This window comes from Rhodococcus sp. C26F (assembly GCF_053345925.1).
On record NZ_JBKFBA010000013.1, the window covers coordinates 30,824 to 50,490 of the forward strand.

Annotated in this window: 15 protein-coding genes; 7 read left to right on the forward strand and 8 right to left on the reverse strand. The window is 65.1% G+C overall.

The features are described from left to right. Nucleotides 1-23 precede the first annotated feature (23 nt). The 4 genes from ACLBYD_RS15660 to ACLBYD_RS15675 form a co-directional block, all read right to left on the reverse strand. Nucleotides 24-1,400 (reverse strand): MmgE/PrpD family protein, encoded by a 1,377-nt coding sequence (locus ACLBYD_RS15660; protein ID WP_447817167.1) that lies wholly within the window; start codon nucleotides 1,398-1,400, stop codon nucleotides 24-26. Beyond that, a complete protein-coding gene (locus ACLBYD_RS15665; protein WP_447817168.1) occupies nucleotides 1,397-2,611 on the reverse strand; it encodes a CaiB/BaiF CoA transferase family protein in 1,215 nt (404 codons plus the stop codon). The genes ACLBYD_RS15660 and ACLBYD_RS15665 overlap by 4 nt, the downstream gene beginning before the upstream one ends. After that, entirely contained in the window at nucleotides 2,608-3,165 is a 558-nt protein-coding gene (locus tag ACLBYD_RS15670; protein WP_447817169.1) for a MaoC family dehydratase, read from the reverse strand. The genes ACLBYD_RS15665 and ACLBYD_RS15670 overlap by 4 nt, the downstream gene beginning before the upstream one ends. 131 nt (nucleotides 3,166-3,296) lie before the next feature. Then, the gene (locus ACLBYD_RS15675) at nucleotides 3,297-4,037 is read right to left on the reverse strand and encodes a FadR/GntR family transcriptional regulator (RefSeq protein ID WP_447817170.1); all 741 of its coding nucleotides are present in this window, start codon (nucleotides 4,035-4,037) and stop codon (nucleotides 3,297-3,299) included. Nucleotides 4,038-4,361: 324 nt separating this feature from the next. On the opposite strand from ACLBYD_RS15675, the gene ACLBYD_RS15680 reads away from it, so the two are divergent. The 3 genes from ACLBYD_RS15680 (at nucleotide 4,362) to ACLBYD_RS15690 (ending at nucleotide 9,582) form a co-directional block, all read left to right on the forward strand. After that, nucleotides 4,362-6,443: a hydantoinase/oxoprolinase family protein gene (locus ACLBYD_RS15680; RefSeq protein WP_447817171.1), complete on the forward strand. Its 2,082-nt coding sequence runs from the start codon at nucleotides 4,362-4,364 to the stop codon at nucleotides 6,441-6,443. Next, nucleotides 6,440-8,257, forward strand: a complete 1,818-nt coding sequence (locus tag ACLBYD_RS15685; RefSeq protein ID WP_447817172.1) for a hydantoinase B/oxoprolinase family protein — start codon at nucleotides 6,440-6,442, stop codon at nucleotides 8,255-8,257. The genes ACLBYD_RS15680 and ACLBYD_RS15685 overlap by 4 nt, the downstream gene beginning before the upstream one ends. Nucleotides 8,258-8,325: 68 nt before the next feature. After that, entirely contained in the window at nucleotides 8,326-9,582 is a 1,257-nt protein-coding gene (locus ACLBYD_RS15690; protein ID WP_447817173.1) for an amidase, read from the forward strand. A gap of 113 nt (nucleotides 9,583-9,695) precedes the next feature. Here the strand turns inward: ACLBYD_RS15690 and ACLBYD_RS15695 are convergent, their stop codons facing one another. After that, nucleotides 9,696-10,217 (reverse strand): SDR family NAD(P)-dependent oxidoreductase, encoded by a 522-nt coding sequence (locus ACLBYD_RS15695; RefSeq protein ID WP_447817174.1) that lies wholly within the window; start codon nucleotides 10,215-10,217, stop codon nucleotides 9,696-9,698. A 321-nt stretch (nucleotides 10,218-10,538) separates the two neighbouring features. Between ACLBYD_RS15695 and ACLBYD_RS15700 the strand changes: the two genes are divergently transcribed. From ACLBYD_RS15700 to ACLBYD_RS15715, 4 genes are all read left to right on the forward strand, one after another. After that, entirely contained in the window at nucleotides 10,539-13,157 is a 2,619-nt protein-coding gene (locus tag ACLBYD_RS15700; protein ID WP_447817175.1) for an AMP-binding protein, read from the forward strand. A 162-nt stretch (nucleotides 13,158-13,319) separates the two neighbouring features. Then, nucleotides 13,320-14,360, forward strand: a complete 1,041-nt coding sequence (locus ACLBYD_RS15705) for an iron ABC transporter substrate-binding protein (protein WP_447817176.1) — start codon at nucleotides 13,320-13,322, stop codon at nucleotides 14,358-14,360. Between the two features lie 83 nt (nucleotides 14,361-14,443). After that, a complete protein-coding gene (locus ACLBYD_RS15710) occupies nucleotides 14,444-15,946 on the forward strand; it encodes an ABC transporter permease (protein ID WP_447817234.1) in 1,503 nt (500 codons plus the stop codon). Further along, nucleotides 15,943-17,013, forward strand: a complete 1,071-nt coding sequence (locus ACLBYD_RS15715; protein WP_447817177.1) for an ABC transporter ATP-binding protein — start codon at nucleotides 15,943-15,945, stop codon at nucleotides 17,011-17,013. The genes ACLBYD_RS15710 and ACLBYD_RS15715 overlap by 4 nt, the downstream gene beginning before the upstream one ends. A gap of 345 nt (nucleotides 17,014-17,358) precedes the next feature. On the opposite strand, the gene ACLBYD_RS15720 is transcribed toward ACLBYD_RS15715, so the two are convergent. From ACLBYD_RS15720 to ACLBYD_RS15730, 3 genes are all read right to left on the reverse strand, one after another. Then, nucleotides 17,359-18,258 carry an alpha/beta fold hydrolase gene (locus ACLBYD_RS15720; protein WP_447817178.1) on the reverse strand — a complete coding sequence of 300 codons (900 nt, stop codon included), beginning with the start codon at nucleotides 18,256-18,258 and terminating at the stop codon, nucleotides 17,359-17,361. Nucleotides 18,259-18,614: 356 nt separating this feature from the next. Beyond that, nucleotides 18,615-18,989, reverse strand: a complete 375-nt coding sequence (locus ACLBYD_RS15725) for a helix-turn-helix transcriptional regulator (protein WP_447817179.1) — start codon at nucleotides 18,987-18,989, stop codon at nucleotides 18,615-18,617. Between the two features lie 131 nt (nucleotides 18,990-19,120). Continuing rightward, the gene (locus ACLBYD_RS15730) at nucleotides 19,121-19,306 is read right to left on the reverse strand and encodes an HTH domain-containing protein (protein ID WP_447817180.1); all 186 of its coding nucleotides are present in this window, start codon (nucleotides 19,304-19,306) and stop codon (nucleotides 19,121-19,123) included. Between the last annotated feature and the right edge of the window lie 361 nt (nucleotides 19,307-19,667).

The window sequence follows — 19,667 nt, forward strand, 5'->3', positions numbered from 1 at the left end:
TGGGATGTTCGGTGCAGAGGTAGTCAGTGCAGGGGTGCAGGCGCGATGAGGGACGCGAGATCGAGGACGGCGGTCAGATCCGGCTCGTCGCCAAGCGCGAAGATCCGGTCGGCGAGCTCCGGGGCACGGGGATGATCGCCGCAGTTGGCGGTGAACTTGGCGAGCAACTGCTGATCGTCGAGAGGGAACGCGGCGGTGCCACGGCTACCTTCGACGCGTCCCTCGAGTACACGCCCGTCGTCGAGAGTGATGGTCGCATGTCCCGGTGCCGACGCTGCCGGCCCCTCGGTCGGGGCTTCGACGACACGGACTGTGCGAGCGGTCGCGAGCACCGAGTCCCGGGCGATCGACGCATCGGTGTAGGTCGCGACGTCGATACGTCCGTCGTGCACGAGCGCAGCGACGCTCCACGGCAGGTCGAACTTGCCGTCGTAGGTGCTGCGTGGTGCGGCCACACCGGCGTTCGGACCACACACGATCGGCACGGAATCCGGATGAACGTGCACCTCGATGTCGGTCACCTGCGCGGGATCCACAGCCGTATCGGTCAGAGCCGCTGCGACCGCGTCGAGGGTGACGTGCATGAGTTGGCAACTCGGGTAGGGCTTGATGCCGATGCGGGTCGTTTCCCAGTCGGTGCCCAATCCGTCCGTCAGCACCGTGAGGTCTGCGGGTCGCTCCGACATCGACGCGTACACACCTCGACGCCCTTCGAGCACCGAGGCCGGCCCGCTGGCGCCTGCGGCAGCCAGCCGGGCTGCGAGGATCCCGCCCAGTGTGGCCGAGCCGGGATGGAGCGCCTTGGTGTCGGCGTCGGTATCGAGGAACTCGAGCAGCCCTCCACTCGACGAGCCCGCGACACCGAGAGCGTGCACCAACACCGGCACCGGCAGCCCGGTCAACTTGCCTGCGACAAGCGCAGCCGCGAACGGGCCGACCACGGCCGTCGCGTGCAGGCCGCGTCCGTGGAAACCATGGGGGCTGACGGCCCCGAGCCGGCACGCCGTCTCCAGTCCGATCGCAGCGGCGGTGAGAACTTCTGCTCCGGTGGCTCGAACGTGTTGTCCGACAGCGAATGCTGCAGGCAGCGACACCGCTGTGGCATGAACGAGGGCACCGGCATGGGTGTCGTCGAAGTCCAATGCGTGCACCAGCACCGCGGTCGCCATACCTGCAGCCGGAGCGGAGATCGCCTGCGTCCCGGTCAGCGGCCTGGCTTCGGCCGGACCGCCGAGCGCATCGGCAACCGTCCACGCGGCGCGTCCGTATCCGAGGCGTTGCGCGGCGACGGCATTACCGACCCCATCGAGAAGATGCCGGACGACAGCGTGCCGGACATCGTCGGACAGGTCCGCAATGGTCAGGCCGTGAGCCCATCGCGCGAGGACCGACGACGTCACGCCCGAGCCCCGCTCGCCTGCTTGCCGAAGGCACCTTGACCGGTCAGCTCTGCAACGCGCTCGGTGCTGTAGCCGAGGTCGCGGACGATCTCGTCGAAATGTTCGTTGCGCAGCGGAGCACGCCGGTACTGCGTCGGCTCGGAACCGAACCGGACCGGGGAGGCGACTTGGCGCACCGTGCCGAAAGTGGGGTGTTCGGTTTCGACGAGGAGGCCTCGTGCAAGGGTGTGCGGTTCGGTGAGAGCCTGGGCGACGTCGTTGATCGGGCCCGACGGCACACCGGCCGGCTGCAGGCGCGAGAGCCAGTAGTCCACCGACTGGGTAGCGAAGGTCTGCTCGAGAATGGGGAGGAGTTCGTCTTGGTGCTCACCGCGCAGTGCGAAGTTCGCGAAGCGTGGATCGGCGCCCAGATCGGGCCTGTCGATCGCGACGACGAGGCGCTCCCAGAATTTCTCCTTGGCGCAGCCGACGACGAGCCAGCCGTCGCCGGCCTCGAATGCCTGGAACGGTACGAGGGAGGGGTGTGCCGAGTTCTTGGTGCGCACCGGTTCGAAGCCGGCGTTCAGATGCCAGGTGGCCGGGTAGGTGAGCAGCGACATCGCGGTGTCGTAGAGCGAGACGTCGCAGTCTCCGCCGATGCCGTCTCGTTTGGCAGCGTGGAGCCCGGACAGCAGACTGATCGCGGCGACGAAGCCGCCCGAGTAGTCCACGAGCGAGAGCCCGGATTTGGTGGGAGGTCCGTCGGGGTCGCCGGTGACGCTCATCCATCCCGCGAGTCCTTGCAGGATGTAGTCGTATCCGGGTTCTTTGGCGCGCGGGCCGGTCATGCCGAAGCCGGTGAGGCTGCAGCAGACGATGGCCGGATTGAGGTGTTTGAGGTCGTCGTAGGTGATGCCGATTTTCGCGGGTACATCACCGCGGAGGTTGGAGTAGACGGCGTCGCTGGTGCGGACGAGGTCTTCGAACACTGCGCGTCCGGCCGGTGACGACAGGTCGAGCGAAAGACTGCGCTTGTTGCGGTTGAAGGTTTCGAAGAACAGTGAGTCCTCGCCGCCGTTGTAGGGCGGGACATAACGTCCGACGTCGCCCCCGACGTTCGGGTCTTCGATCTTGATCACGTCGGCACCGAGGTCGGCGAGGTGGACACTGCCGAACGGGCCTGCCCCGTACTGCTCGAGCGAGATGATGCGGACGTCTTCGAGTGGTTTCATGACAGCGCACCTTCCGGGTCCGCGGGTGCCGGCATTTGCAGCGGTCCGCCCTTGGCTTCGGGGAAGTAGTTCTGGCCGATCCCGCTCTCGCGGGTAGCGACCATGACCGATCGCTTCCACGAAATGACTTCGGTGCCATCTTGATTCAATCCGCGGGTGATCATGGATACGATTCCCGCATAGGGTCGGGATTCGGACCGACGTAGTCCTGTGCAGATGCTCTCCGCGTAGATGGTGTCCCCTACGTATACCGGGTGCGACATCTTGATATCGGTGAACGCCAGGTTCGAGATGGCGTTCTGGCTCATGTCGAGCACCGAAATGCCCAGTACCACAGCGACAGTCAGACCGGAATTGACGATGACCTTGCCGTCGGTGATGGGGTTCTGCGCTGCGAGATGAGCGTTGAAGTGGTTCTGGTTGGTGTTCATCGACAGCAACGTGATCCACGTGTTGTCGGCTTCGGAGATCGTGCGCCCGATGGGGTGCTGGTAGATGTCCCCTACAACATAGTCCTCGAAGAATCGGCCGAGAACAGCCTGATGCACTGCCACCGTGTCTCCTCACATCAGTTCGGCGAGTACGTTCCCCCGAACAATACATCAGACATTTGGAGGGTCAATAGGGCAGAGCGCGGCAATTATCGTCGAATCCGCAGCCTGCACCCGCGTAAAAAGCAGATGTTTTAGCCTGAGGCTGGCCCGCGCCGATCCATCCGGCGATACGAGTCGCCCAAGTTGTCCAGATGCCGACGCATCAGATCCATCGCCGCCATGGAGTCTCCGGCGGCGACGACATCGAGGATCGCGCGGTGATCGTGATCGACGCACTGCCAGAACCCCTCCGGGGCATGCTCACGACCGAATCTGCTCGACAGCACCCGGAACACCGGCGCGGTGATCAGCTCGAGCAACGGATTGTCGGTCGCCCGAAGAAGAACCAGGTGGAACTCCTGATTCTTCGCGAACGTCTCGGGCCCCTGCAGACTGTGCGGGTCGAAGATCGAGGCTTCGAGTTGCTCCAGGTGCTCATCGGTCCGGCGGAACGCGGCCATGCCGGCCGCCGGCACCTCCATGAGGTTACGCACTTCCATCAACTGTGCGACGGTGACCGTTTCCGCCGCCGCCATCAATGCCACACCCGTCTCGAGATGCGCACTGATGTGCCCGACACTCGGCGCGGCGACGAAACTACCCCCGGTGACACCGCGGGTCGTAGTGATCAAGTTCTGGCTCGCCAGCGAACGCAGGGCCTCACGGATCGTGCTGCGGCCGACACCGAATTCAGCGGTCAACTCGGCTTCTCCGGGCAATCGGGCACCGGGTTGCAACTCACCGGACAAGATTCGGTTGCGCAGATGCTCCGCGAGGACCGCATAGGCAGGTCCGTTCTTGACGGGCGCATCCCCGGTCGTCGATTCGGTCACGAGCGTCGACTCTTCTCTCTCGAAAGCGGCGGTGAACGGCCCGAGCCTAACCCGACATTGCGGCCGGGGTAGGGCACCGCGCACCCGTCCCATACCCACTAATCATCCGCTCTTTAGGCCAGTTTTCCAACGATCAGGCGCCAGCAAGTCGCGGTTTGGCGCAGATTTGTGCCGAAAACATCTGAGGTATTGATTTCTCGGGCGCCCTCAAGCACGATGACCTACATCACCCATCCCGGTGACCCCCCACCCCAGACTTCGGACCGCCGCACGACTCGGTCGTCCCCTCCGCTCCTCGTGGGCACCGAAAGATTGGAAGTATTGATGAAGAGAATCGGAGTCGACGTCGGCGGCACGTTCACCGACCTCGTGCTGTGGGACGACGACGGCACCGTAGTGGTCCACAAGACTCCGTCGACGAACCACGACCCGTCCATCGGAACCATGGACGGCATCGAGGTCCTCGCCGAACGCGCCGGCATCGACCCATCCGACATCGACATGTTCTTCCACGGCACCACCGTCGCCACCAACATCGTGCTCGAACACAACGGGTGCAACGTCGGCATGATCACGACCGAAGGCTTCCGCGACCTGCTGCACATCGCCCGCAAGAAGCGCCCCCTCAACTACTCGAACTACCAGGACCTGCCCTGGCAGAAGTGGCAATTGGTCCCGCGCCGCAACCGCCGGGTCGTGCCCGAGCGGATCGATGCCGCAGGCAACGTCCTCGTACCGCTGGACGAAGATGCAGTGCGCCGAGAAGTTCGCCTGCTCCGCGAACGCGGAGTCGACGCCATCGCCGTCGCCTTCCTGCACTCCTACCGCAACCCCACACACGAAAAGCGCGTCAAGGACATCATTCTCGAGGAGTACCCCGAGGTGTTCATCTCGCTCTCCAGCGAGGTCGCCCCTCAGTACCGCGAGTACGAACGCTTCTCCACCGCGGCACTCAACGCCTTCATCGGACCGAAGACCTCGAGCTACATCGCCAACCTGGCACAGAAGGCCGCCGCAGCGCAGGTCGGCGACGACGTGCACCTGATGACCTCCGCCGGCGGTCTCGTCACCTCGCGCAGCGCCAGCGAACAACCGGTCTCGCTGCTGACCAGCGGCGTGGTCGCCGGACTTCTGGGCGGATGCGCCATCGGTAAGGCCTCCGGATTCCCGAGCGTCATCACACTCGACGTGGGCGGAACCTCCGCCGACATCGGCGTGGCACCGAACGGCACCCTCCGAATGAAGCATCTCCTCGACACCCGCATCGGCGACTACCACGCCATGGTGCCGATGGCCGAGGTCGACACGATCGGCGCCGGCGGCGGCTCCATCGCCATGGTCGACGAAGGCGGCATGTTCCGGGTCGGACCCCGAAGCGCCGGCGCATTCCCCGGACCCGCCTGCTACGCCCGCGGCGGCACCGAACCGACCTCGACCGATGCCATGGTGATGATGGGTTGGCTGCGCGAGGACAGCTTCCTGTCCGGAACCATGAAAGTCGAACCCGAACTGGCCCGCACCGCGATCCAGACCCACATCGCCGACAAGCTCGGAACCGGCGTGGACGAAGCCGCGATGGGAATCTTCAAGATCCTCGCCCACTCGATGACCGAAGCGATCAGCCTCCACTCGGTCCGCAAAGGCTACGATCCGCGCGACTTCTCGCTCATCGCCGAGGGTGGCGCCGGCCCCCTCTTCGCATGGCAGATCGCAGACCAACTCGGCATTCCGCGTGTCATCGTGCCCGGACACCCCGGCATCACCTCCGCAGTCGGCCTGCTGACCACCGACATCCGGTACGAAATCCCCACCACCGTGTGGACGTCCTCCGCGGACGCAGATCTGAACCTGCTGCAGATACAGATGGACCGACTCGCCCGTGAGGCCATCGCACAGCTCGAAGCCGACGGCGTTCCCACCGAGAACATCTCGCTCGAACGAAGCGTGGATTGCCGCTATGTCGGACAGGGCTACGAACTGCGGGTCCCGGCACCCGACGGCGAGATCGACGACGTCTGGGTCAAGACCGTCGCCGAGGCCTTCCACGAGGCACACGGACGGACCTACTCCCAGCGTTTCGACGACAAGCCGGTGCAGCTGATCAACATCCGCGTCACGGGTGTCGGCGCCGTACCGCACGTCCGCATCACCGAGATCGACAAGGGCACCGCAGACTGCTCCGCGGCGATCAAGACCATGACCCGCGCGTTGTTCTGGCGCGACGAAACAGCCGCGCCCCAGTGGATCGACACCCCTGTCTACGACCGCTCGCTTCTTTTGGCCGGCAACACCATCGAAGGTCCCGCCATCGTCGAGCAGTTCGACTCCACGACCATCATCGGCATGAACCAGCACGCCACCGTCGACGCGGTCGGTCACATCATCATCGAGAGGAAGCCCGCATGAGCAAGACCCTGATGCCCAAAACCGGCGTATCGCTCGCGGGCGAATCCCACCGTACGTGGAACGACGTCGAGGTCGACCCGATCACCCTGCGCGTCATCGGCGGTGCACTGCAGTCGATGGCCAAGGAAATGGCGCAGGTCCTCTACCGCATGGCCTACTCGAGCCTGATCCGTGAATCCGAAGACCTCGGCGCCGGTATCTTCGACATCAACGGCCGCGAACTGTGCGAATCGGATTCCACACCGATGCACTGCGGTTCGATCCCCGCATACATCCGGGGCGTCAACCGTAGACTCGCCGGCACGTACCGACCGGGCGATGTCGTCCTGCACAACCACCCGTACCACGGCGCAGCCCACTCCCCCGACTACGGGGTAATCATCCCGATCTTCTGGGAGGGCGAGCACATCGGATTCGCCGGATGCACCGGACACGTCTCCGACGTCGGCGGCAACTTCCCCGGCCTGTGCATGGACGTCGTCGACGTCTGGGCCGAGGGCAAACTCATGGATTCGATGAAGATCTATGACGCCGGGGTCCGCAACGACTACCTCATCCAGCACATCCTCGACAACGTTCGCACACCCGAACAGAACCGAGGCGATCTCGAAGCACTCATCGCCTGCGCACGCATCGGTGAGAAGCGATTCATCGAACTGCTCGAGAAGTACGGCCTCGACACCGTCATGAGCGCCAGCGAACGCTGGATGGACTACTCGGAGAACATGCTTCGCAGCCGAATCCGCGAGATCCCGGACGGCAGCTACGAAGCACCCATCGGCTATCTGGACGACGACGGCAAGAACCGCGGTGTCCCCCTCAAGGTCGCCGTGCGCGTGCAGGTCGAGGGAGAAGACATCCTCATCGACCTCACCGGCTCCAACGACCAGGTCCCCACCGCCTTCAACGTGCCCTTCGAAGGATCCGTCCTACCCGTCGCAGTCGCCGCGATCCGCACCATCCTGCTCGACGAAGACCTGACCGAGGAATTCGTCCCCCAAAACGACGGTTGCTTCCGCCCGGTGAGGGCATACGCGCCCGAGGGAACGATCTTCAACCCGGATTTCCCGGCATCGTGCTTCGCCCGATTCTCCCAGGTGAACCGAATCTTCGACTCCATCAACCTCGCCCTGGCACCCGTACTCCCCGACCACGCGATCGCGGGATCATCGGCAGCACTGTGCGCCATTGCCTACTCCGGCGTCGCCGAAGACGGCGAATCATATTGGGTCTACATCGAAATCAACGAAGGCTCGTACGGTGGACGCAACGGCAAGGACGGTATGGACGCCGTCGACTCGCTCATGGCCAACACCCGCAACAACCCCATCGAAGAACTCGAACTCAACCACGCCATGCGTGCCCTCCGGTACGAACTCCGCGACGAAGCTCCCGCGCCGGGACAGTGGCGAGGCGGCATCGGCAGTGTCCGCAAGTGGCTCATGGAGACCGACACTTTCCTCGGATCCGAAGCCGACAACCGCTCCGACCCGCCCGCCGGAGCGCTCGGTGGCCACGACGGCGTCGCAGGTGCGTTCACCCGCAACGCCGGAACGGACCGCGAGGAGGTGCTCTTCTCCAAGGTCACCCAGGAAACCATCCGGGCGGGCGAAACACTGGAGATCAAGCTGCCCTCCGGCGGCGGATTCGGCAATCCGTTCCTCCGCGATCCTTTCCAGGTTCTCAGCGACGTCTGGGACGAATACCTCACCGCGGAGGACGCTCGACGCGACTACGGGGTCGTCGTCGACACCGACTCGTGGACCGTGGACGAGGAAGCCACTGCCGCGTTGCGGGTAGGGAGCGCATCCTGAGCGGCACCACAGGTCGGACCGCCGCTGCTATAGGCGGCGGCCCGACCGCTCGCGTTCTCGACGAGACGTTGGGCAGCATCGTCACTTGGATCGACTCCGCGAGCGGTGCCGCCACTGATGGTCCATTGGCGGGTATGAGAATCGGCGTCAAGGACAACATCGACGTCGCCGGCGTCCCCACCACCTGCGCATCCCGGTTCTTCTCCGACCGCATCGCATCCGCACACGCGGAGGTCGTCCGCAGATTGCTCACTGCGGGCGCGCAGATCACCGCCAAACTGAACATGGCCGAGTTCGCGGTCGGAGTCACCTCCCAGAACTCCGCCGCGGGTCCCGTCCGCAACCCCTGGGACCCCACGCGAGTTCCCGGCGGTTCGAGCGGAGGCTCTGGCGTCGCCGTCGCTGCAGGTCTGGTGGACGCAGCCCTCGGTACCGACACCGGAGGATCCGTCCGCTTACCTGCATCAGCATGCGGCATCACAGGACTGCGACCGACCTGGGGTTCGATCAGCAATACCGGGGTCTTCCCGGTCAGCGACGCCTTCGACACCGTCGGTCCGATGGCACGGTCGGTGACCGAGGTTGCCCGCCTCTTCGACGTACTGCGTGCCGCCCCGGCCTCGTCGCCTCGTCCCGCTCGGCGGATAGGGCTGCCGTCGGTGTTCATCACCGACGACGTCGACGCTGCCATCAGCGACGCAGTCGAAGCGGCGGCACGACAACTCGAAAAACTGGGGTATGAGATGGTACCGGTCAACATCCCCGGTGCTGCTCACGCACAGGACATCGTGTACACACTGCTGTACTCGGATCTTGCTGCGCTACAACGCGACCGAGTGCGATCCTCGCCCGAACTCTTCCATCCCGACACCCTCGCACGTGTGTCCCTGGGTTTGTCCATCTCGGACTTCGAGAGAAAAGCAGCGATAGCCGGCAAAGCGGAGTTCCGTCGCGGACTCAGTGCGCTGTTCACGAACGTCGACGCCGTACTGACCCCCACCATGCCGGTCGACGTGCCGCCCATCGCCGGTGGCGATGATGTCATTGCACGCTCACGCCGACTTGGCCAGTTCAGTTACCCCTGGTCCCTCCACGAGGGACCCACGCTCGCGCTCCCGGTCGGATTCCACCCTCACTCGGGTATGCCGATCGGTGCTCAACTCACGGCCGCGGCACATCACGAATCGCTGCTGTTCGGAATCGGTGAAGAGTTCCAGCGCACCACGAACTGGCACACCCGGATACCGCCATTACACGTCACACGTCCGCTTCCTCGGGTGAGCAACGCCCTCAACCGAGTGCTGCGGAGCACGAAATGGTCATAGGTACGCGCTTCTACGCGCTCCGATGACCATTTCCCGACCTCGTCGACCCGGGCGATTCGAGTGGAGACCTCGAGGTCGAGTATGCCCTGCTCGCCGTCGACGATGCGGCGGGCTCAGGCGAGCAGCACACCGAGTTCGGCATCGGTGTGCGCCGACCCGACGTGTTCGACGATCTCGACCCGGCCGTGGTGTTTGCAGGCGACCTGGACCGCGACCGCTCCGGACGCGGTCCGCACCTTCCGTACGTATGTCGACGCGATCCGCCCGTAGCCTCGCTCGATCATTCCGGGGCAACGGCGGCCACGGTGTGGAACACACCCGTCAGATTCGTGCCGATGACCTCGGACCACTGACTGTCGGGAAAGGTCCTGGACGGGCGCAGCCGCCGAGACCCCGGCGTTGGCCACGGCGATGTCGATCCTTCCGAGTTCCTCGTCGGCTCGCCGGACCAGCGCCTCGACGGCCGACCGGTCTGCGGTGTCGGCCTGAACCGCGATGCACCGCCGGCCGGTCGCTTCGACCAGATACGCGGTCTCCTCGAGATCGTCCTTGGTGCTCAAGGGGTATGTAACCGCGTCGCTGTCCTCGCAGCGGTCGCAGATGACGATGTCGGCACCGAGTTCGGGTCGGTCCACCGCCTCACATGCACTGACCCATACGTAGCTGAAGCTTCTTGTCGAACATCGTCATCATCGGCAGAGGATCCTTCATGCCGCCGTACACCCCCTGACCGAGTTTGTCGCGCCGCACGGCATCGAACGGGGCGGCAGGGACACCAGACGTCCGACCAGTGAGGTAAACGCTGGTGGATTGTCCCGGCTCGCGCCACCTCTCATCTCGGAGACTGCCGCGCCCATGGCAACGGCGTCCCTGACTGTGACAAGGAGAAACGTTCACCACAGAGGACTTCTCTCACTGTTTCGGCCGTTAGGTTCGCCATACCTTAGACTTCCTCAGTGTTCAGCTCCCCCATATTCGACGAGCGTCCCGGCGTGCGCTTCGTACGCCGGCTGCGAGACTTCGGCGACACCCCTGCTTTGATCACTCCGGAGCGGACGGTCACCTACAGCGAACTGGCCGTACATGTCCAGCACGCGACATCCCGGCTCGGCAAGACCCGCCGTCTGGTGCTGCTCGCGGGCGCCAACGAGATCGACGTGATCACCGTCTACCTCGCGGCTCTGCTCGCCGGACATCCGGTGTTGCTGGCGCCGGGCGACAACCCCATCGCTCTCGAAGGTCTGATCGACGCGTATCGACCCGACGTGGTGGTCCGCAGCATCGACGGGACCGTGACGATCGAGGAACGGGGTGACGGTTCTGCGCATGTGCTGCACCCCGACCTGGCGCTGCTGTTGAGCACCTCCGGTTCGACCGGTTCCCCGAAACTCGTCCGCTTGTCGCATCGCAACGTGCAGTCCAATGCCGAGTCGATCGCGGAGTACCTCGGCATCCGCGGAACCGACCGGGCGGTGACGACACTGCCGATGCACTACTGCTACGGGTTGTCGGTAATCCACAGTCATCTGCTGCGCGGCGCTGCAGTGGTGCTCACGACCCGCTCGGTGACCGACCCGGCGTTCTGGGAGCTGTTCCGGTCACACGGGGGTACCAGCTTCGCCGGCGTGCCCTATACCTTCGAGCTGCTCGACCGGATCGGATTCGACGAACTGGACCTGCCCGACCTGCGGTACATCACCCAGGCCGGTGGTCGACTGTCACCGGATCGTGTCCGCGCCTATGCGCAATCGGGTCGCACGCGAGGCTGGGACTTCTTCGTCATGTACGGACAGACGGAGGCAACCGCACGGATGGCGTACCTGCCTCCGGAACTCGCCACCGACCATCCCCAGTCGATCGGACGAGCTGTTCCCGGCGGGTCCTTCCGGCTCGAGTCGGTCCCGGACGCTCCGGACGGCACCGGGGAACTGATCTACACGGGGCCGAACGTGATGCTCGGCTACGCGCACACGCCCGAGGATCTGGGTCTCGGGGACGTCCTCGACGGTGAACTGCGAACCGGTGACCTTGCGCGACAGCTCGATGGCGGGTTGTACGAAGTGGTGGGCCGGCGCAGCCGATTCGTCAAGATCTTCGGGCTGCGAATCGACCTGCAGCAGGTCGAATCCACCCTCGCCCAGCAAGGACTGACGGCCTGCTGTGTCGGCGATACGGACGAGATGATCGTCGCGGTCGAAGGCCGGGGTGATATCGATGCGGTCCGGTCCGCGACCGTGAAGGCCTGCGGTCTTCCCCTCTCGGCCGTACGGGTGTGTCTCGTCGACGAGCTTCCGCGGACCGGCACGGGTAAACCCGACCTGCGGGCGGTGGCCGAGCTGGTACACGATGCAGCGCCCGTCCCGGCGGCGACAGCGAACACCGTCGCGGACACGAACGCCCTGCGGGCTCTGTATGCCGAGGTGCTGCACACCACCCAGGTCACCGACGACAGCTCGTTCGTGAGCTTGGGCGGAGACTCGCTGTCCTACGTGCAGATGTCCTTGCGACTCGAACGGATGCTCGGCTATCTACCCGAGAACTGGCACACCACCGAGATCAAGGATTTCGTGCCCACCTCCCGGCGGCGATGGTGGCGGACGGTCGAGACCAACGTGCTGCTCCGCGCCGTCGCGATCGTGCTGATCGTGGGATCACATATTCGACTGTTCGGTGCGCTCGGGGGCGCGCATGTGCTCCTCGGGGTCGCCGGCTACAACTTCGCCCGTTTCCAGCTCGCCACTCCCCGGACCGAGCGGGTGCGTCACGTCCTCGGCAGCGTCGCCCGAATCGCTGTGCCCAGCATGCTGTGGCTCGGTGCCGTGATCGCCCTGACCGGGGAGTATCTCGTGACCAGCGCATTCTTGCTCAATGGCATTCTCGGACCCGACGGGTGGACGCCGGAATGGCGATACTGGTTCATCGAAGCAATCGTCTACATCCTGCTCGTCGTCATCGCGGTACTGTCCATCCCGCTCGTCGATCGCATCGAGCGCAAGCACTCGTTCTGGTTCGCCATCGGCTTGGTGGGCGTGGGCCTGCTCCCCCGCTACGGCATCATCGAGCTCGGCGACGGGAACAATCTCATCCTGAGCGCCTCGATGGTCTTCTGGCTGTTCGCCCTGGGGTGGGCCGCCGCCACGGCGACGACCGTGTGGCACCGCGTGGGCGTCACCGCGGTGATCGCAGCGACGGTGCCCGGATACTTCTCCGGCGACCTCCAGCGAGAACTCCTCGTCATAGGTGGCCTGAGCCTGCTGGTGTGGCTCGACTCCGTTCCCTGCCCACCTGTCCTGAGCAGGATCGCCGGGGTGCTGGCAAGCGCATCGCTCTACATCTACCTGACGCACTTCCAGGTGTACCTACCGTTGCGAGAAGACCATCCTTGGCTGGCCTTCACTCTGTCGATCCTCGTCGGCATTCTCTTCTGGCAAGCAATAACAGCTGTCCTCACCCTGCGCCGACGGCTCGGCACCGCGCGATCGAGGGGCGACCGGGATCCGATCGTCTCCACCGATAGTTCGTATCGCACCGCCGCCACCGACGCTCACATAGCCGCCGGCAGCCAGTCGCAGTGAAGCTCGAACTACGGGAGCGCTACGAGCAAGAGCAGGTGCTGCCGAGTCGATCCGGATCGCGAGCCCACTTCCGAGATAATTAGGCTTGCCAATCCTTCGAGTAGCATCATTTTCCTGACGACGGGTGGAAGAGTTCCCGCCGCACAAGAGGACGGACACACCATGAGGATTCGGACCGGACTGATGTCGGGAGTGGCTCTGGCCACCGCCGCGGTGCTGACGCTGTCGGCGTGCTCGGAGTCCGGTTCGGACAGCGGAGCCGATTCGGACACCGCCAACCAGATCACCGTGTACAACGCCCAACACGAGTCACTGACCCAGGAATGGGTCGACGCCTTCACCGCCGAGACCGGCATCGAGGTAGAACTACGCAACGGCAACGACACCGAACTCGGCAACCTCCTCGTCGCCGAAGGTGACCAATCACCTGCCGACGTCTTCCTCACCGAGAACTCCCCGGCAATGACACTGGTGGAAAACGCCGGACTCTTCGCCGACGTCGACCAGGACGTCCTCGACCAAGTCCCGAGCCAGTACCGGCCGTCGAGCGGCAAATGGACCGGTATCGCGGCCCGCTCCACCGTCTTCGCCTACAACAAGGACACACTGCCCCAGGACCAGCTTCCCAAGTCGCTGCTCGACCTACAGGACCCCGCCTGGAAGGACCGATGGGCCGCGTCCCCGTCGGGCGCCGACTTCCAGGCCATCATCAGCGCATTGCTGGAACTGAAAGGTGAGGACGCCACCCGCCAGTGGCTGGCCGGGATGAAGGAAAATGTGCGCACCTACCAGGGCAACAACACGGTGATGAAGGCCGTCAACGCCGGGGAAATCCCGGGCGGCGTGATCTACCACTACTACTGGTTCGGAGATCAGGCCAAGACCGGGGAAAACAGCGACAACGTTGCGCTGCACTACTTCAAGAACGAGGACCCCGGCGCATTCGTCAGCGTCTCGGGCGGCGGCGTCCTGCAATCGAGCACCCAGCAGGACGCGGCGCAGCAGTTCCTGAAGTTCATCACCGGGAAACAGGGCCAGGAAGTGCTGCAGACCGGGACATCGTTCGAGTACACGGTCGGCAGCGACGTGCCGGCGAATCCGGAACTGGTTCCGCTCGCCGAACTGCAAGCCCCGCAGGTCGACCCCGCGAAGCTCAACAGCCCGCAGGTCACCGAACTCATGACCGAAGCCGGCCTGCTCTGAAACTCGCACCGATCGGCCGCACACGGTCGGACGACGCGGACACCCCCCGTCGCCCGACCGCCCGGCCGCGCCCGCCGCTCCCCCTGGCTGCTGCCGCACTGATCGTGGTAGCCGCCTCACTCATCCCACTCGGCTACATCGTCGTGCAGAGCATCGACACGGGCTGGAACACCGCATCGGCGCTGCTGTTCCGGCCCCGGGTCCGCGAACTGCTCACGAACACCGTGCAATTGGTCGTCGTCACGGTGCCTGTCTGCATCGTCGTCGGTGTCCTCGCCGCCTGGCTCGTCGAGCGCACCCGGGTACCGGGAGCGAAAGTGTGGGCGGTGCTCCTCGCCGCACCGCTCGCCGTGCCGGCATTCGTCAACAGCTATTCCTGGGTGACGCTGATTCCCTCCCTCGGCGGACTGCACGGCGGCGTTCTCATCGCCACCCTCTCCTACTTCCCGCTCGTCTACATTCCGACGGCCGCGACGCTCCGTCGGCTCGACCCCGCCGTCGAGGAATCCGCGCGAGCCCTCGGCGCCGGCCCGTGGGCTGTGTTCTTCCGTGTCGTGGTACCGCAACTGCGCCTGGCCATTGCCGGCGGGGCACTGTTGGTCGCATTGCACCTGCTCGCCGAATACGGCGCGTTCGTCTTCATCCGGTTCAACACGTTCACCACGGCGATCTTCGAGCAGTACCAATCGACCTTCAACGGAACCGCAGCGACCATGCTCGCCGGCGTTCTGGTCCTGCTCTGCCTGTCCCTGCTGATCATCGAAGCGGTCATCCGCGGCAGCGCCCGGTACGCCCGGCTCGGCCCAGGAGCTGCCCGCCGAGCAGTGCCTGCCGAGCTCGGCCCGTGGTACTCATCGATCGCGCTGCTGTTCCTCGGGATCTTGATCGCGTTGTCGGTCGGTGTCCCGGTCGGCAGTGTCCTGCGATGGCTCATCATCGGTGGCGGCGCCGTCTGGGAGTGGGACGCCCTGGCCGCAGCGCTGGCGCAGACCCTCGGGTTCGGTATCGCCGGCGCCCTGGTGACCTGTGTGCTCGCGTTCCCGATCGCCTGGATATCGATCCGCCACCACGGTCGGTTGAGCCGCATCCTCGAGGGCGGCACCTACATCTCCAGTTCGCTGCCCGGCATCGTCGTGGCACTGGCGTTCGTCACCGTCACCATCCGCTATCTCCATCCGCTCTATCAAAGCGTGACCGTGGTGATCGCTGCCTACGCACTGCTCTTCCTACCGCGTGCACTGGTGAATTTGCGGGCCGGGCTCGCCCAGGCCCCCGTCGGGCTCGAAGAGGCAGCCCAGTCCCTCGGTCTCTCCCCACTATCAGCGTTCTTCCGGGTGACGTTGCGGCTGGCGGCCCCGGCCATGGCCGCCGGTGGCGCGCTGGTGTTCCTGGGTATCGTCAACGAACTGACCGCCACGTTGCTGCTGGCTCCGACCGGTACCCGCACTCTCTCCATGCAGTTCTGGTCCCTGAGCAGCGAGATCGACTACGCCGGCGCCGCACCGTATGCACTGCTCATGATCGTGCTGTCGTTGCCCATGACCTACCTGCTTTTCTCTCAGTCGAAGAAGGTGGCGGGACTATGACCTACGCCCTCGAAGTGACCGCACTCGACAAGTCCTTCGGCGCCACGCCGGTCCTGCGGCAAGTCGGGTTCTCGGTAAAGGCGGGCTCGACCACGGCAATCGTGGGTCCGTCCGGCTGCGGCAAAACCACCCTGCTCCGCCTGATCGCGGGTTTCGAGAAACCGGATTCCGGCACCATTGCGCTGGCCGGCCGGATCGTCGCAGGCGCCGGCTGGACGCCCGCCCACCGGCGGTCGGTGGGCTACGTCGCCCAGGACGGCGCTCTGTTTCCGCACGCCACCGTGGGAGCGAACGTCGGGTTCGGCCTTGCCCGCCGGGCCCGCACCCCAGCGAAGATCACCGAACTACTCGAGATGGTCTCCCTCGACGCCTCATACGCGTCCCGACGACCCGATCAGCTGTCGGGCGGGCAGCAGCAACGGGTGGCCCTCGCGCGGGCACTGGCCCGCGAACCGGAACTGATGCTGCTCGACGAGCCATTCTCCGCGCTGGACGCCGGCCTGCGGGCGAGCACCCGCAGGATCGTCGCCGACGTCCTCGCCAAGGCCGGGATCACCACCATCCTGGTGACCCACGATCAAGCCGAGGCGCTGTCGTTCGCCGACCGGGTCGCGGTGATGAGTGCAGGTCGGCTCGCCCAAATCGGCACCCCACGCGAGATCTATTCCACCCCCATCGACGTCACCACCGCGCAGTTCATCGGTGACGCCGTCGTCCTGCCGGCTCACATCGACGGCAGCACGGCGCGCTGCGCACTCGGCGAGATCACGGTGGCCACGAACGGTGTTCACGGACGCGCCCACGTCATGGTGCGGCCCGAGCAGATCGAGCTCACCCGGGATGGCGCTGATGTGTCCGGGATGGTCGTCGATGTCGAGTATCTCGGATCGGAGATGCTTATCGGCATCCGCCTAGACGCCCCCGACGGCGCAGTCCCCGAACGCGTCACCGTGCGCCGCTTCGGTGCTACCACTCTCGATCCGGGCGACCGCGTCGGCATTCGAGTACTCGGCTCCGGCGTGGCATACCCGGTTCAGTCCCTCGAGGCGGCACCAGGCCCAAGGTAGCCACGGCAACGCAAAGACGGTGGGCCGACGCGCCAAAAGAGCGGTAGGGCATGTCCGAACCGCGTTCGGGTGGCGGTGGTGGTGGCGCGGACGTCGGAGCCGCCCTGGATCCGGAAGAGACTCCGTTCAGGCCACTTCGAGGATCGGGGTGATCCGCTGCCCGATCTCCAAGCACGGACATCGCTTCTGCAGCCACTGAGTCCACTGCGCCGAACGGGACACGACGTCCCGCGGGGGACCCACGAGCAAATCTACCGGAAGCCGGATCGAATGCGTGGACCAACCTGTCCCGCCACCTGGCGGCATTCGAGCGCTACTGTCGGTGACCTCCAGGTCGTGGGTACTTCAGGGCCGTGCGGTGACAACGCGGCCGTCGAGAAACTCCTTCAATCCGCCACTGAAAACGTCATTGTCGTCACCAGCGACCATATGGCCGGCCCCCGTGACATCGATCAACGTGGCGGTCGGGATCAGTTCGAGCAGCTCCTTCGCACCTTCTTCGCTGACCACATTCGACTGCTGGCCCCGAACAAGCATGGTGGGCACCATGATCGACGCCGCAGCATCCCGAGCGCGTTCGTACCGCATGATCGAATCGGCCTGGCGAGTGGGCTCGTCACCGTGGCGAAGAAACGCCGGATCCCAATGCCAGAACCAGCGGCCGTCACGCAAGCGCAGATTCTTGCGCAACCCCTGCGGATTGGACTTGCGAACACGGTTCGGGGTGTACGCCGCGATCGCTGCGGCAGCATCGTCGAGGCTGTCGAACCCGTCGAGTCCGCTGCGCATGAACGCTGCGATTTCGGCGGTGCCCTCGGTTTCGACTTTCGGCGCGATATCGACCAGGACCACCCCGCGAGCGAGTTCGGGATTCTCGCCCTGCCCGATCAATGACGTCATACCACCCATCGACGCCCCGACCAGTACCGGCTTCTCCCCCAGCCCGCCGATGATCGCCGTCAGATCGGCGACCAACGCATCGATGCCGTAGTCCCCATCCGGTGCCCATTGACTGTCCCCGTGGCCACGCGCGTCCACAGCGACGGCGGACCAGCCGTCCGCCGCCAGGCTCCGACCGGTATTTCGCCAGGAGTGCCGGGTCTGCCCTCCGCCGTGCAGCAACAACACCACACCCTTGCGGTCGATATCCGATCCGTTGTCGCTCGCAGTGGGTGGATCCCACCGATCCGCGGCAAGTACGACACCGTCGCCGCGAAGTTCGCACCGGGTAGCAATCGGATCCATGAGTCCCTCACCAACATTGTCGAGTCGAGTATTCACCTCGATGGTGCACTACGCGGTAAACGGCGATTCACCCGCACCGGTTTCCCCACGACGGAGCTCCGATCACGTTGCGGAACTCTTCTCGCGGAGACAGCGCCACAACAGAATTCGGACACGGACCCGCGCCACACCCGCAAGGGCATCGCCACCACCCACGGCCGCACTCCGCCCGGTACTGCTGGACTCGACCCGTCAGTACCACGAAGCTGCCAACCGTTGATCCGCCCACCGGCCGGCACACGGAACTGGCATCGCCGACACCAACCCGGTCGGCCACATCGGCTGTACAGACCGGAGAATACGCTCGAATAGTTTACTCACCCTTCGTTATTCACGCATCTTGCTGTCACTGGAGGAGTGCCGATCTCGTCGATGTCATGGCCGCTGCAGGCAATCCTGGTGACACTGGCACGCTCGATACGGGACACGAGGAACCACCGCATATCGTTGCGGAGCCGGCACCACCCGATCAGATACCAATGACCATTCGTAGAAGCGAACATCACCGGCTCGACATCCCGGGTAGTCGTGTCGCCCTCACGCGAGGTGTAGCAGATACGCACCACCTGCTGCTCCGCCATCGCTTCCTCCAACGCCGACTTGACCGCGCGCGGAGCAGCAGGTGCGTTGACCCAGACGCGACCGGCCGGCTCATCGCCCTTCGCCCGGGTCCGTGGATCGAGCACGTCCATGACCTCCCGAACGCCCGCCAAGGCGAGATCGGCGTAGGGGCATCGGGTGCAGCAGAAACTGCCGCCAGTAGCGCCACTGCCTGCACAGGGGTCAGGCTCACCGGTGGCAGGGTGTTTCGGGCGATCAGCCCCTAGCCACCGCCAGGACCCGGGCGCGACCAGATCGCCGCGCCACTGTTCTCGAGTGCGGTGAGGTCTCTCTTGACCGTCCGCACGGACACACCCAACTCCCGTGCCAGTCGCTCGGCAGTGCATCCACGCGGTCCGCTGCGTCGCAGCATCTCGGACAGCGCGTGCAGCCGCTCTGCCCTCTTCATGTCCTACCCCGGCAATATCCATTCCGGTCTCGACCAATTCGCACAACTTCCCCTGGATACGCGGGAACGCCCCGCTCCGAGGTTGCAGTCGGGACGGGGCGCTTTCGCAGCCTGAGAGGTCGGGGTCTCTCAGTCCACTACCTGAATCATCGTCGATGCGTTCGCCTGGGGCGGTGAAACCGCTTGACGGTGGTTGACGCCGCCTTCGACGGCATGCCGTTGCCGATAACGGTCCCGGCCGGATGTCCGAGGTTGCCCACCACCGCAAACCGCGGTTGCGGCGGTGGGCAAGTTGGTCGGAGGGGATCGCGATCATGGCCTTGATTCGACGTTGCCGCCGATAGAACCGGTTCGCGTGCCA

Bases quoted from the DNA above. Each gene is read 5' to 3' on its own strand.
- ACLBYD_RS15665 (WP_447817168.1), bottom strand. From the start codon at position 2,611: ATGAAACCACTCGAAGACGTCCGCATCATCTCGCTCGAGCAGTACGGG.
- ACLBYD_RS15680 (WP_447817171.1), top strand. From the start codon at position 4,362: ATGAAGAGAATCGGAGTCGACGTCGGCGGCACGTTCACCGACCTCGTG.
- ACLBYD_RS15685 (WP_447817172.1), top strand. From the start codon at position 6,440: ATGAGCAAGACCCTGATGCCCAAAACCGGCGTATCGCTCGCGGGCGAA.
- ACLBYD_RS15705 (WP_447817176.1), top strand. From the start codon at position 13,320: ATGAGGATTCGGACCGGACTGATGTCGGGAGTGGCTCTGGCCACCGCC.
- ACLBYD_RS15715 (WP_447817177.1), top strand. From the start codon at position 15,943: ATGACCTACGCCCTCGAAGTGACCGCACTCGACAAGTCCTTCGGCGCC.
- ACLBYD_RS15720 (WP_447817178.1), bottom strand. From the start codon at position 18,258: ATGGATCCGATTGCTACCCGGTGCGAACTTCGCGGCGACGGTGTCGTA.
- ACLBYD_RS15725 (WP_447817179.1), bottom strand. From the start codon at position 18,989: ATGGACGTGCTCGATCCACGGACCCGGGCGAAGGGCGATGAGCCGGCC.
- ACLBYD_RS15730 (WP_447817180.1), bottom strand. From the start codon at position 19,306: ATGAAGAGGGCAGAGCGGCTGCACGCGCTGTCCGAGATGCTGCGACGC.